Raw genomic sequence first — 12,776 nt, 5'->3', positions numbered from 1 at the left:
AAGGATCGTGCAGCGATCCTTGGTGCGAGCCTTACTCATCAAGAGCCTGTTCACGAGCAGAGCTCGCACCTACGAACATTTCCTTGTCACTGCCCCCGAGGTTCCCATGAACGACAGCTACTGGCTGCGTAATGCCCGCCCCTACGGCGGCGCGGCCGAAGACTTCCTGATCGACGCAGGCACCTTTGCCGAACGCCGTCCGGCCAGCGATGCACCGCTCGCTGCCAGCGACATCGACGGTGCCGGCCAGCTGATGACCTGTGCCCTGGTGGAAAGCCACATCCACCTGGACAAGACCCTCTGGGGCCAGCCCTGGCACCCAAACAGCGCAGGGCCGACACTCAAGGACTACATCGCCAACGAGCGCCGCGTGCTACGCGAAGTCACCGCCCCCATCGCCGAGCGCGCCGGGGCCCTGCTGGAGCACTGCATCGCCCGCGGCTCGCTCGCCATGCGCTGCCACGTAGACATCGACCCAGAGTTCGGCCTGCGCCACGTGGAAGCGATGCTGGCCCTGCAAGGGCGCTACCGCGACCTGATTGACCTGGAGCTGGTGGTATTCCCGCAGACCGGCCTGGTCAGCCGCCCCGGCACTGCCGAACTGATGCGCCAGGCCTTGCAGATGGGCGTGGAGAATGTCGGCGGACTCGATCCCTGCGGCATCGACAACGATCCCATCGCTCAGCTCGACATCATCTTCGGACTCGCCGCCGAGTTCGATCGCGGGGTCGACATTCACCTGCACGACAAGGGCGAGCTGGGCCTCTGGCAGATCGCCCGCATTACCGACTACGCCGAGCGCTTCAACCGCCAGGGCCGGGTGATGATCAGCCACGCCTACTGCCTGGGCATGGCCCCCTGGAGCCAGGTCAGGCCGCTAGCCGAACGCCTGGCCGAACTCGGCATCTCACTGATGAGCTCGGCACCGGCCGACTGCCCGGTGCCGCCCTTCCTCACCCTGCACAAGACCGGCGTCAACCTCTGCCTCGGCTCTGACGGCATTCGCGACGCCTGGTCTCCCATGGGCAATGGCGACATGCTGGAGCGCGCCATGCTGCTGGCCTTCCGCTTCGACCTAAACAAGGACGAAGAGCTGACCACCGCCTTCGACGCCGCCAGCCTGCATGGTGCCCGCGCCCTGGGACTGCACAGCCATGGCCTGACCCTCGGCAGCCCCGCCGACTTCCTCCTGCTCGACGCCGAGAGCCTGGGGGAAGCCGTGGTGGCGCGCCCCAGCCGCCAGGTCTACCGCGCCGGCCAGTTGGTCGCCGAGCATGGCCGCCTGCTGGAGAGCCGCCTGTGAGCACGCCGCGCCGCACCGGCCTCAAGGCCAGCTGCGTGGTCGGCTTCGACGGCCGCCGCCACGTACTCTGGCGCGATGCCGAGGTGGTGATCGAAGGTGAGCGAATCCTCTTCGTCGGCCGTGGCTTCCCCGGCCCGGTCGAGCAGTGGATCGACTACGGCAACGCCCTCATCAGTCCCGGCCTGATCGACCTCGACGCCCTTGGCGACCTCGACTCCACGGTGCTCACCTTTGACAATGGTGACGAGCGCAGCATGGGCCGTATGTGGTCGGAGGAATACCTGACGAGCGGGCCACGGGAGAGCTACAGCTTCGACGAAGAGATCTTCAAGTACCGCTACGCCTTCACCCAGCTGATTCGCAACGGCATCACCACGGCGATGCCGATCACCTCGATGTACTACCGCGCATGGGCGGAAACCTACGACGAGTTCGCCGCCGTCGTCGGGGTGGCCGCCGAGCTGGGCCTGCGCACCTACCTCGGCCCCTGCTACATGAGCGGAATGCACTACCTCAGCGCCGAGGGCATGCTGGCCGAGCACTGGGATGAAGCCCTGGGCCTGGCCGGCCTCACCGCCGCCGAGCGTTTCTTCCGCGACTTCGACGGTGCCCACGGTGGCCTGATCCGCGGTGCCCTGCTGCCCGACCGCATCCAGACCTGCACCCCGGCGCTGCTGCGACGCACCGCAGCCCTCGCCCACGAACTGGCCGCCCCGGTGCGCCTGCACTGCTGCCAGGGCCAGGACGAAGTGGCGCGGGTAAAACAGTTGCGCGGCCTGGCACCACTGGCTTGGCTGGAGCAGCTTAAACTGCTCGGCCCGCACACCGTGCTGCCCCACGGTATCCACATCGAAGGCGACGACGACCTCGTACGCCTGGCCGACAGCGGTACCAGCCTGGTGCATTGTCCGGTGGTATTCGCCCGCGACGGCGAGGCCCTTGATTCCTTCGGCCGCTACCGCACCCGCGGTGTCAACCTCGCCCTCGGCACCGACACCTGGCCGGCGGACCTCTTGGACAACATGCGCCAGGGCCTGAATATCGCCCGCATCAAGGAAGACGGAACTGCACAGACCTGCGCCCTCGACCTCTACAACGCCGCTACTCTGGGAGGGGCACAGGCACTGGGGCGCAACGATCTCGGTCGCCTCGCCCCCGGCGCGCGCGCCGATATCGCCGTGTTCGGCCTTGACGGCCTGCACCTTGGCCCGCTGTTCGACCCGCTGAAGAACCTTATCCTCGCCGGCCGCGGCGACGATTGCGTAGACAGCTGGATCGACGGTCGCCGTGTGATGGAAAACGGCCAAGTGCAGGGCGTGGACTATCCCGCCATCCAGCAGCAGGCCCAGAGGCAGTTCCATAAGCTGATGCAAAGCCACGCCGACCGGGCTCACTGCCAGCCCGATTGGCGCGGCCTGTTCAAGCCAGCAATTCCCTTCGCCGATGCCTGGAGTGAATCACGCCCACTCTGCATCCTCGCCACCGCACCCGACCGATAAAGAGTACATCGCCATGCTGAGTTTCGACTTTGCCCAACTGGGCCCACGCGAGAAATACAAGATACTGATCGGCAGCGTGGTGCCCCGCCCCATTGCCCTGGTCACCACGGTGGATGCCGAAGGCCGCGCCAATGCCGCGCCTTTCAGCTTCTTCAACGCACTCTGCGCCGACCCGCCGATCCTCGCGCTGGGAGTCGAGCACCACGCTGACCTCAACCCGAAGGACACCACACGTAACATTCTGCTGAACCAGGAATTTACCGTAAACATCGTCTCGGACGCCCTGGTGGAAGCCATGAACGTCTGCGCCGTGCCCTTCGATCCAGGTTTCGATGAGTTGCTTGCAGCCGGTCTGACCGCCATCCCGGGCAGCCGCGTCGCCTGCCCGCGCATCCAGGAAGCACCGGTCGCCCTGGAGTGTCGACGGATGATGGGCTTATCCATTGGCCAGTCGCGAGAAATCATCTTCGGCGAAGTGCTGATGGCCCACGTGCGCGACGATCTGATCGATCCACAGACCCTCTACATCGACCAACTTGGCCTGGATGCCGTCGGCCGCATGGGCGGTCATGGTTATGCACGGACGCGGGACTACTTCGACCTGCCGACACGCTCATTGCAGGCGTGGCGGGAACAGCCGGGCGGCGGAGAGCGCATCTGGCCGGTATCCGACCTGTAGGACGGCGCGCCGCCGACATTGCAGGTATCCCGGGCACAGCCTGCTAGAGGTGCCCCAGCACCCCGCTCGCCGGCTGGTAGGCCAGACCATGGGCTTCGGCCACGCTGGCGCAGGTGATCGCGCCGCGGGCCACATTCAGCCCCGCCAGCAGGTGCGGGTCGTCCTCCAGGGCGCGGCGTGGGCCCTTCTCGGCCAGGGCGATAACGAACGGCAGGGTGGCGTTGTTCAGCGCCAGGGTCGAGGTGCGCGCCACCGCGCCGGGCATATTGGCCACGCAGTAGTGCACCACTTCGTCGACCACATAGGTGGGGTCGGCATGGGTGGTGGCGCGGGACGTCTCGGCGCAACCGCCCTGGTCGATGGCCACGTCCACCAGCACCGCACCGGGTTGCATCTGCCGGATCATCTCGGCGCTGATCAGCTTGGGCGCGGCGGCCCCGGGGATCAGTACGCCGCCGATCACCAGGTCGGCGGCCAGCACCTGCTCGCGCAGCGCCGCACGGGTCGAATAGAGGGTGGTGATGCGGTTGCCGTACTGGGCATCCAGGCGACGCAAGGCATCGACGTTCTTGTCCAGCACCCTGACGTCGGCACCCAGGCCGACGGCCATGGCCAGGGCATGACTGCCGACCACCCCGCCGCCGAGTATCACCACCTTGCCCGGGGCCACCCCGGGGACCCCGCCGAGCAGCACGCCGCGGCCGCCACGGGCCTTTTCCAGGCAACCGGCACCGGCCTGGATCGACATGCGCCCAGCCACCTCGGACATCGGGGCCAGCAGCGGCAGGCGACCATGGCCGTCGGTCACCGTCTCGTAGGCGATGCACAGGGCCCCGCTGGCCATCAGCTCCTCGGTCTGCGCCCGATCCGGGGCCAGGTGCAGGTAGGTGAACAGGCAGTGTTCGGGCCGCAGCCGGGCGCGCTCGACCGCCAGGGGTTCCTTGACCTTGACGATCAGTCCGGCATCGCCGAAGACCTCGGCGGCATCCCGGGCGATCTGCGCGCCGGCCTGCTGGTAGTCGCCATCGCTGAAGCCGATGGCCGCCCCGGCCTGGGTCTCGACCCAGAGCTGATGGCCGAGGGCGACCAATTCGGCCACCGATTGCGGGGTCAGACCGACGCGGTATTCGTGATTCTTGATTTCCTTGGGTACGGCGATGCGCATAACCACCTCCAGCAAACGAACCTATCTGGAAGTCTAGAAAACCTGCGGGGCAAACCGACCTGAATTGGCCACGGCTTTCAGGGAATTCAACTGAAAGCCGCCGCTTCGCGGCAGTCCGGAGGCGGTTACGCTGGCGCGCACCCTGTGCGCCCGATCCCCAGATATAGAAGATTGCCGCGAGTCCGTGATCAGCACCGGTGCGCACGGCGCACCCTACCCGCTGCATGCAGCACCTATCGGATCAGCCTACTTCTTCGCCTCGGCAATGCCCTGCAGCAGTTCGATCGGCAGCGGAAAGACGATGGTCGAGCTCTTGTCGCCGGCGATATTGCTCAGGGTCTGCATATAGCGCAGCTGCATGGCCCCGGACTGGCGGCCGAGCATCTCGGCGGCCTGCATCAGTTTTTCCGAGGCCTGCAGCTCGCCCTCGGCATGGATCACCTTGGCCCGCCGCTCGCGTTCGGCCTCGGCCTGCTTGGCGATGGCGCGGATCATCGACTCGTCCAGATCGACATGCTTGATCTCGACATTGGCCACCTTGATGCCCCAGGCGTCGGTCTGGATGTCCAACACCTGCTGGATATCGACATTCAGGCGTTCGCGCTCGGCCAGCATCTCGTCCAGCTCATGCTTGCCGAGCACCGCGCGCAGGGTGGTCTGGGCCAGCTGGCTGGTGGCGCTGTGATAGTCCTCGACCTGGATAATTGCCTTCTGGGGGTCGAGCACGCGGAAGTAGACCACCGCATTGACCTTGACCGAGACGTTGTCGCGGGAAATCACGTCCTGGGTCGGCACGTCCAGCACGATGGTGCGCAGATCCACCCGCACCATTTGCTGGATGCCGGGGATAACGATGACCAGACCCGGGCCCTTGACCTTCCAGAAGCGCCCGAGCTGGAACACCACGCCGCGCTCGTACTCGCGCAGGATGCGGAACGCCGAAACCACCAAGGCCAACAGAAGGACCAGCAGCGGTAGAAAACCCAATTCGTAACCCATGACTATTCTCCTTGTCGCGGCTGCCGATCAGCCGCGATCACGTCCAGTCGTACGCCCTTGCGCGCCTGTACCTGCACCTGCTGCCCGGGCACCAGCGGCGTGTCGCTCTGTACCTGCCAGCGCTCGCCCTGCAGCAGCACCCAGCCGCCGCAGGGGTCGTCCGCCTGCACCGCCAGGATCGCGGCGCGGCTGCCCAGCAGCGGCTGGTCGCCGCTGACCTGCAAGCGCCCACGGGCACGCAGGGCCATGCCGACGATCAGCACGATCAACAGGGCGCTGCTCAGTGCCAGGCTGACGATCAGCGCCAGGGGAATGCCGAAGCCCGGCACATCGGTGTCGATCAGGATCAACGCACCGAAGACGAAGGCCACCACCCCGCCGATGCCCAGAATGCCGAAGCTGGGTAGGAAAGCCTCCGCCGCCATAAAGCCGATACCGAGCAGAATCAGCGCGGCCCCGGCATAGTTCACCGGCAGCAACTGCAGGGCATAGAGGCCGAGAATCAGGCTGATGCCGCCCAGCACGCCGCCGACCCCGCTACCCGGATTGGAGAATTCGAAGATCAGCCCGTAGATGCCGATCATCATCAGGATCAGCGCCACGCTGGGGTTGGTGATCACCGCCAGCAGGCGGGTGCGCCAGTCCGGCTCGAGACTGATCAGCGGGGCACCGATGGTTTCCAGGCGCACGTCCATATTGGCCGCCTTGAAGCTCTTGCCCTGCAGCTGACGCAGCAGATCGGCCAGGTCGCTGGCCAGGTAGTCGACCACCTTGCGCTGCAGCGCCTCCTCGGCGGACAGGCTGCTCGCCTGGCGCACCGCCTGCTCGGCCCATTCGACATTGCGCCCGCGCAGTTGCGCCAGGCCGCGGATATAGGCCGAGGCATCGTTGATCTGCTTGGCGCTCATGGCGTCCGCCGGGCTCTCCTGCTGGCCCTCCTCGTCCGGTTTTTTCTCCTCCTTGCCAGCGGGTTTGCCGCTCGGCGCACCGGGCATGCCGATGGCCACCGGGGTGGCCGCGCCCAGGTTGGTACCCGGGGCCATGGCGGCGATATGGCTGGCATAGAGGATATAGGTCCCGGCACTGGCGGCCCGGGCACCGCTGGGGGCGACATAGGTGGCCACCGGTACCGGGCTGGCGAGGATCGCCTTGATAATCGCGCGCATGGAAGTATCCAGGCCACCTGGGGTGTCCATGTTCAGCACCACCAGCTGCGCGCCCAGCTCCTGGCCGCGGGCCAGGCCACGCACCACATAGTCGGCGCTGGCCGGTCCGATGGCCCCATCGACCCGCAACTCCAGCACCGGAGCCGGAGCCGCCAGCCCAGCGCCCGGCCCCAGCACCCAGGCCAGGACCAGCACGCAACAGCATAGAACCCGTTTCACGAAGCGCTCCCGGCAGCCGGAATGATCAAGGTCCACAGGCTGCGATCCGGCTACCTGTTTAGAGGATAGACCATGGTACCTGGCGACCGAATTTACCCGACAGCGTCAGCGGGGGCTGCCGCCACCGCGCGGAGTCCGTTAGGCTGCTCGCTATTCCCGCTGCACAAGACCCCAGCTCATGCCGTCCAGCCCCCTCAGCCATTCCCTGCGCCGCCTCTGGGCGCTGGACAAGTTCAGCTACAGCCTGCGGGTCTTTATCGCCCTCAGCGGCGCGCTGCTGCTGTGCTGGGCGCAAGGCTGGATGCATGCCCTGATCCCTCTGTTTCTCGGGGTCATCGCCAGTGCCCTGGCCGAGACCGACGACAGCTGGCAGGGTCGCCTGGTGGCCCTGCTGGTGACCCTGGGCTGTTTCAGCGCCGCGGCCTATGCGGTGGAGTGGCTGTTTCCCCACCCCTGGCTGTTCGTCAGCGCCCTGGCCCTGGCCAGCTTCGCCCTGACCATGTTCGGAGCCCTGGGCGAACGCTACGCCACCCTGGGTTCGGCCACACTGATCCTGGCGGTGTACAGCATGATCGGCGTGGAGCAGCGTGGCGGCAGCGCCGGGCTCTGGCTGGAACCCCTGCTGCTGGTGGCGGGCGCGGCCTGGTACGGCCTGCTGTCGGTGCTGTGGAACGCGCTATTCGCCCACCAGCCGGTGCAGCACAGCCTGGCCCGGCTGTTTCGCGAGCTGGGCCTGTACCTCAAGCTCAAGGCCGCGCTGTTCGAGCCCCTGCGCCAACTGGATGTGGAGGAACGTCGGCTGGCCCTAGCCAAGCAGAACGGCCGGGTCGTCGCCGCGCTCAACGCCTGCAAGGAGGTGATCCTGCACCGGGTCGGCAATGGCCGCCCCGGGCCCAAGGTCGGCCGCTACCTCAAGCTGTATTTCCTCGCCCAGGACCTGCACGAGCGCGCCAGTTCCTCGCACTACCCCTACAACGAACTGGCCGAAGCCTTCTTCCACAGCGATGTGCTGTTCCGCTGCCAGCGCCTGCTGCGGCTGCACGGCCAGGCCTGCCAGCGCCTGGCCCAGGCCATCGAGCTGCGCCAACCGTTCGAGTACCGCGAGCTGTGCGGCCAGGCCCTCGACGACCTGCACAACTCCCTGGAACACCTGCGGGTGCAGAGCAACCCGGCCTGGCGGCACCTGCTGCGCTCCCTCGCGGCCCTGGCCGGTAACCTGCGCAGCCTCGATGAGCTGCTGAGCAACGCGAGCAGCCCCGATGCCCTGGCCGAGGAGCAGGACAGCAGCCTGCTCGACCGCGAGCCGCAATCGCTCAAGGACGTCTGGGAGCGCCTGCGCCTGCAGCTGACGCCGACCTCGCTGCTGTTCCGCCATGCCCTGCGTCTGTCCTGCGCGCTGACCGTCGGCTACGGCCTGCTGCACTGGATCCACCCGACCCAGGGCTACTGGATTCTGCTGACCACCCTGTTCGTCTGCCAGCCGAACTACGGCGCGACCCGGCTCAAGCTGGTGCAACGTATCGGCGGTACGGTGCTCGGCTTGCTACTTGGCTGGGCGTTGTTCGACCTGTTTCCCAACCCGCTGGTGCAGGCGTTCTTCGCGGTGGTGGCCGGGGTGGCCTTCTTCGCCCTGCGCAGCAGCCGTTACACCCTGGCCACCGCAGCCATCACCCTGCTGGTGCTGTTCTGCTTCAACCAGGTGGGCGACAGCTACGGCCTGTTTATCCCGCGCCTGGTGGATACCCTACTGGGCAGCCTGATCGCCGGCCTGGCGGTATTCCTGATTCTGCCGGACTGGCAGGGCCGCCGCCTCAACCGCCTGTTGGCCAATACCCTGAGCTGCAACAGCCGCTACCTGCAGCAGATCATCGCCCAGTACGCCAGCGGCAAGCGCGACGACCTGGCCTATCGCCTGGCGCGGCGCAACGCGCACAACGCCGATGCGACCCTGTCGACCACCCTGGGCAATATGCTGATGGAGCCCGGGCACTTCCGTAAGGAGGCGGATATCGGCTTCCGCTTTCTGGTGCTGTCGCACACCCTCCTGAGCTATCTCTCCGGGCTCGGCGCGCACCGCGGCGAAACCCGCCTGGAGGGCAGCGACAATCCGCTGCGGCTCGGGGCCGACCACCTGGCGGCCAGCCTCGATGAGATCGCCCAGTGCCTGAATGAAGGACGCCCGGTGGCGATTCACAGCGATGCGGAAGAACAGCTGGCCAGTCGCCTGGAGCAGCCCGACGACAGCCTGGACGACCAGCAGCGCCTGGTGCAGACCCAGCTGGCACTGATCTGCCGCCAGCTCGGGCCGCTGCGCACCCTGGCCGCCCACCTGCGCAAGGGCGCGCAAGCCTGAGGTCAGACCCGCCATCCGACCCGGGCATCGCGCCCCCCGAGGGGGCGGTTTTCCGCTAATCTCGCCCCTTCCCCCAGCCTCAGCCAAGAACATGCCGACCCTAAACAAAGCGCAGCTGCTGCATCAGGTCATCGCCCATCTCGAAACCGCCCTGAGCCAGGCGCAGCAGGCGGCCCAGACCGCCTACGAGACGGCCACCGACGAAGAGAACATCGCCGAGAACAAATACGACACCCTGGGCCTGGAGGCCTCCTACCTGGCCACCGGCCAGGCCCGCCGCGCGCAGGCCATCCGCCACACCCTGAGCACCTGGAAGCAGCTGGTCCTGCGCCCCTTCGACGAACGCCTGGGCGTGCAGCTCGGCGCACTGGTCTGGCTGGCCGACGAGGACGACAAGCGCCAGTGCCTGTTCCTCGGCCCGGACGGCGCGGCGATGAAACTGCAACAGGACGGCCACAGCGTGCAGGTCATCGGCCCCCAGGCTCCCCTGGGCCGCGCCCTGCTCGGCAAGGGCTGCGGCGACCAGATTGCCCTGCATATCGCCAGCGGCGTGCAACTGTTCGAGCTTCTGTCGGTCGACTGACAGGTCGTTGAAAAATGTAGGCGAGGCAGCCGAGACAAGGCAAAAACAGGCGAAAAAGCGCAGTTTACGTGCTGTAAATGAGCATTTTGAGCCTGTTTTTAACGCCCCTATCTTTTCAAGAAGAGGGCAACGCAGGTAGTTTTTCAATGACCTGCTAAAGGTGTTATCACTTAAGGCTCAGGGAACCATCCCCGTCCTATCCAGGGAGACCAGCATGCAAGCGCCCACCCACAGCCTTTCCTCACTGTTCAAGCAACTCGGCCTGGCCGACGACCCGGACTCCATCGATCGCTTTATCAAGCAGCACTCGCCGCTGAGCCAAGGCTGCCAGCTGGCCGACGCCCCCTTCTGGGACAAGGCCCAGGCGGATTTTCTGCGCGAGGAAATCCTTGAGGACGCCGACTGGGCCGAGGTGGTCGACCAGCTCAACCTGCTGCTGCGCGACTAAGCGGGCCGCTCACCGGCAGCACCGGCTGCCGGGTAGCCTTACCCTAGGGTGCGCTGTGCGCACCTGGGGCCCGCAGATGAGCGTTGTGCACCAATAACCCTTAGCCTGGGCGGTGCGCACGGCGCACCCTACGAAGCGCCGAATTATCGACACCGCGCCCCTAGGACAGCTCGCGCCAGGTCAGGTAGACCCGCAGGTCGAATTCCAGCTGGTGGTAGCCCGGCAGCATGTATTCGCACAGTTTGTAGAAGGCCTTGTTGTGTTCGGCCTCCTTCAGGTGCGCCAGTTCGTGCACCACGATCATCTGCAGAAATTCCGGTGCGGCGTCCTTGAACAGGGCGGCGACGCGGATTTCCTTCTTCGCCTTGAGCTTGCCGCCCTGCACCCGCGAGATCGCCGTATGCAGGCCCAGCGCCCGGTGGGTCAGGTCGAGGCGGTTGTCGTAGAGCACCTTGTCGATGGCCGGCGCATTGCGCAGGTGCTCCTGCTTGAGACCCTGGATATAGGCATACAGGGCCTTGTCGCTCTGGATGCCATGCTTGCCGCCGTAGGAACGTGCCAGGTAATCGCCCAGGCGCTGCTCGGCGATCAGCTGGCGGATCTTGTCCTGGAGTTCGACGGGGTAGCCTTGCAGGTATTTCAGCGGTGACATGGGCACGATAGCGACGGAAAAGCGATGGGCGCGCAGTGTAACCAAGGCATTGCGGGGCGCAAAGACGCCTTCACATGCGTTCGTGCGGCCCAAGCGGGGTGTGCGCCGCTTGCCGCAGCCGCTGGAAATGACCGCTCGCCAGCAGCGAGAACAGATTCACCAGGGTCATAAACACGCCGATCCCCAGCAATGCCAGGCGAGCCAGGTCCTGCAGGCAGAACAGCAACAGCACCGCGCACAGTAGCCCCTGCAGCCAGCGCCAGCGTGCGAACAGCCGCGGGTACTCGCCCACCACCAGCAGGCAACTGACCAGCGGTGCCAGAAAGATCCCGACCACCAACAGATGCGCACCCTCGAGGGCGATCCGGCCGCCCAGCAGCAGGATCGCCAGACAGCCCAGCGCCAGCAGGGCATAAAGCAGATTGAGGCCCAGGTACAGGCCATAGCCCGGCGGATTGACGCGGCGGCTGGTGCCCAGGCTGGCGGCCGGGGCCGCGTAGGGATTGCGTTCGTCCATGGGAGGGTTCCTTGCTCAGTCCGGCGCGATTGTCCCGGCAGCAGCCGTCGTAGTTCAAGCAGCGCCCTGCAGCAGGGTGCCAAGAGCCGCCTACTCGGCCGGCAGCACCCGCAACACGCGGCCCTGGGCATTGTCGGTGAGCAGGTAAAGCGCACCGTCGGGGCCGCTGCGGACATCGCGAATCCGCTCATCCAGCTCTTCGAACAGGACCTCCTGGCCCGCCAGCTGGCCCTGCACCATGCGCATGCGCCGCACGCTGCGCTCGGCCAGGGTGGAGGCGAACAGATCGCCCTGCCACTGCGCAAACAGCGCACCGCGGTACAGGGTCAGGCCGGAGGGGGCCACCGAAGGCGTCCAGTGCAGCAGCGGCTGCCGCAGGCCGGGCAGTTCGGTGTAGGGCGAAATCTGCGCACCGGTGTAATCCACCCCATAGGTGATCAGCGGCCAGCCATAGTTGTGCCCGGGCTCGATCAGGTTCAGTTCGTCGCCGCCGCGGGGGCCGTGCTCGTGGCTGTAGAGGCGCTGCAAGCGGACATCGTAGTAGATGCCCTGAACATTGCGGTGGCCCAGGCTGTAGATCTCCGGGGCGGCCCCGGCCTGCCCGACCAGGGGGTTGTCCGCCGGCACGCTGCCGTCGCGGTGCAACCGCACGATCTTGCCCAGGTGGTTGGCCGGGTTCTGCGCCTGCTCGCGCCAGTCGAAACCGTCGCCCAGGGCCAGCACCAGGGTCTGGTCCGGGAGAAAGACCATGCGCCCGCCATAGTGTGCCGCACCGGCCTTGGCCGGCAGGGCGCTAAACAGCACTTCGACGTCCAGTAGCTGGCCATCCACCAGGCGGCCACGGGCCAGGCGGGTATTGTTGGCCTCCTCGGTGCCATAGGCGTAGCTCAGGTAGAGCCATTGATTGCGGGCGAAATCGGGATCGAGCAGCACTTCCATCAGGCCCGCCTGGGCGGCCACGAAGGCCTCGGGCACGCCGACGACCGGTTCGGGATCGAGGCTGCCATCCTTGTCGATAATCCGCAGGCGACCGACGCGCTCGGTCACCAGCATCCGCCCGTCCGGCAGAAAGGCCAGGGACCAGGGATGCTCGAGGCCGGCGGTGACGGTCTCGATGCGGTAATCCTGGGCCAGCGCCAGCGTGCTGGTGGCCAGGCTGCCAAGCAGCATCAGGGTGGTTCTCAACATGGGTG

At 66.5% G+C, this 12,776-nt stretch carries 12 protein-coding genes; 6 read left to right on the top strand and 6 right to left on the bottom strand.

Annotation, left to right across the window (positions count from 1 at the left end; all coding sequences use genetic code 11):
- Nucleotides 1-106: 106 nt before the first annotated feature.
- The 3 genes from AACY13_RS15950 to AACY13_RS15940 are packed head-to-tail and all read left to right on the top strand — an operon-like array spanning nt 107 to nt 3,481.
- Complete coding sequence (locus tag AACY13_RS15950; protein WP_339462560.1) at nt 107-1,303, top strand: amidohydrolase family protein; 1,197 nt, start codon at nt 107-109, stop codon at nt 1,301-1,303.
- A complete protein-coding gene (locus AACY13_RS15945; RefSeq protein WP_339462559.1) occupies nt 1,300-2,802 on the top strand; it encodes an amidohydrolase family protein in 1,503 nt (500 codons plus the stop codon). The genes AACY13_RS15950 and AACY13_RS15945 overlap by 4 nt, the downstream gene beginning before the upstream one ends.
- Before the next feature lie 13 nt (nt 2,803-2,815).
- The gene (locus AACY13_RS15940; RefSeq protein WP_339462558.1) at nt 2,816-3,481 is read left to right on the top strand and encodes a flavin reductase family protein; all 666 of its coding nucleotides are present in this window, start codon (nt 2,816-2,818) and stop codon (nt 3,479-3,481) included.
- Nucleotides 3,482-3,524: 43 nt separating this feature from the next.
- Here AACY13_RS15940 and ald read toward each other — a convergent pair whose 3' ends face one another.
- The 3 genes from ald to AACY13_RS15925 all read right to left on the bottom strand — a co-directional run bounded on the left by ald (nt 3,525) and on the right by AACY13_RS15925 (nt 7,030).
- Nucleotides 3,525-4,646 carry an alanine dehydrogenase gene (gene ald, locus AACY13_RS15935; RefSeq protein WP_339462557.1) on the bottom strand — a complete coding sequence of 374 codons (1,122 nt, stop codon included), beginning with the start codon at nt 4,644-4,646 and terminating at the stop codon, nt 3,525-3,527.
- Between the two features lie 246 nt (nt 4,647-4,892).
- Nucleotides 4,893-5,645, bottom strand: coding sequence for a slipin family protein (locus AACY13_RS15930; protein ID WP_339462556.1), 753 nt, complete (start codon nt 5,643-5,645; stop codon nt 4,893-4,895).
- 2 nt (nt 5,646-5,647) lie between these two features.
- A complete protein-coding gene (locus tag AACY13_RS15925; RefSeq protein ID WP_445262584.1) occupies nt 5,648-7,030 on the bottom strand; it encodes an NfeD family protein in 1,383 nt (460 codons plus the stop codon).
- Nucleotides 7,031-7,208: 178 nt separating this feature from the next.
- Here AACY13_RS15925 and yccS point away from each other — a divergent pair, with 178 nt between their 5' ends.
- The 3 genes from yccS to AACY13_RS15910 all read left to right on the top strand — a co-directional run bounded on the left by yccS (nt 7,209) and on the right by AACY13_RS15910 (nt 10,414).
- Complete coding sequence (yccS, locus tag AACY13_RS15920; protein ID WP_339462555.1) at nt 7,209-9,383, top strand: YccS family putative transporter; 2,175 nt, start codon at nt 7,209-7,211, stop codon at nt 9,381-9,383.
- A 91-nt stretch (nt 9,384-9,474) separates the two neighbouring features.
- Nucleotides 9,475-9,966: a GreA/GreB family elongation factor gene (locus AACY13_RS15915; protein WP_339462554.1), complete on the top strand. Its 492-nt coding sequence runs from the start codon at nt 9,475-9,477 to the stop codon at nt 9,964-9,966.
- 214 nt (nt 9,967-10,180) lie between these two features.
- Nucleotides 10,181-10,414 (top strand): DUF2789 domain-containing protein, encoded by a 234-nt coding sequence (locus AACY13_RS15910; protein WP_339462553.1) that lies wholly within the window; start codon nt 10,181-10,183, stop codon nt 10,412-10,414.
- Nucleotides 10,415-10,574: 160 nt separating this feature from the next.
- Here AACY13_RS15910 and AACY13_RS15905 read toward each other — a convergent pair whose 3' ends face one another.
- The 3 genes from AACY13_RS15905 to AACY13_RS15895 all read right to left on the bottom strand — a co-directional run bounded on the left by AACY13_RS15905 (nt 10,575) and on the right by AACY13_RS15895 (nt 12,771).
- The gene (locus tag AACY13_RS15905) at nt 10,575-11,066 is read right to left on the bottom strand and encodes a M48 family metallopeptidase (RefSeq protein WP_339462552.1); all 492 of its coding nucleotides are present in this window, start codon (nt 11,064-11,066) and stop codon (nt 10,575-10,577) included.
- A gap of 70 nt (nt 11,067-11,136) precedes the next feature.
- Nucleotides 11,137-11,583, bottom strand: a complete 447-nt coding sequence (locus AACY13_RS15900) for a hypothetical protein (RefSeq protein WP_339462551.1) — start codon at nt 11,581-11,583, stop codon at nt 11,137-11,139.
- A 90-nt stretch (nt 11,584-11,673) separates the two neighbouring features.
- On the bottom strand, nt 11,674-12,771 hold the full coding sequence (locus AACY13_RS15895) for a PQQ-dependent sugar dehydrogenase (RefSeq protein ID WP_339462550.1): 1,098 nt from the start codon (nt 12,769-12,771) through the stop codon (nt 11,674-11,676).
- Between the last annotated feature and the right edge of the window lie 5 nt (nt 12,772-12,776).

Origin of the sequence: Pseudomonas sp. EA_105y_Pfl2_R69 (assembly GCF_963970915.1) — a bacterium.
Lineage (GTDB): Bacteria > Pseudomonadota > Gammaproteobacteria > Pseudomonadales > Pseudomonadaceae > Aquipseudomonas.
The sequence above is the reverse complement of the archived record's forward strand: the minus strand, read 5'-3'. Positions and strand labels throughout refer to the sequence as shown.

Coding starts and splice junctions, on each gene's coding strand:
- yccS (WP_339462555.1), top strand. CDS start 7,209: ATGCCGTCCAGCCCCCTCAGCCATTCCCTGCGCCGCCTCTGGGCGCTG.
- AACY13_RS15900 (WP_339462551.1), bottom strand. CDS start 11,583: ATGGACGAACGCAATCCCTACGCGGCCCCGGCCGCCAGCCTGGGCACC.
- AACY13_RS15940 (WP_339462558.1), top strand. CDS start 2,816: ATGCTGAGTTTCGACTTTGCCCAACTGGGCCCACGCGAGAAATACAAG.
- AACY13_RS15910 (WP_339462553.1), top strand. CDS start 10,181: ATGCAAGCGCCCACCCACAGCCTTTCCTCACTGTTCAAGCAACTCGGC.
- AACY13_RS15895 (WP_339462550.1), bottom strand. CDS start 12,771: ATGTTGAGAACCACCCTGATGCTGCTTGGCAGCCTGGCCACCAGCACG.
- AACY13_RS15930 (WP_339462556.1), bottom strand. CDS start 5,645: ATGGGTTACGAATTGGGTTTTCTACCGCTGCTGGTCCTTCTGTTGGCC.
- AACY13_RS15915 (WP_339462554.1), top strand. CDS start 9,475: ATGCCGACCCTAAACAAAGCGCAGCTGCTGCATCAGGTCATCGCCCAT.
- AACY13_RS15905 (WP_339462552.1), bottom strand. CDS start 11,066: ATGTCACCGCTGAAATACCTGCAAGGCTACCCCGTCGAACTCCAGGAC.
- AACY13_RS15950 (WP_339462560.1), top strand. CDS start 107: ATGAACGACAGCTACTGGCTGCGTAATGCCCGCCCCTACGGCGGCGCG.
- ald (WP_339462557.1), bottom strand. CDS start 4,646: ATGCGCATCGCCGTACCCAAGGAAATCAAGAATCACGAATACCGCGTC.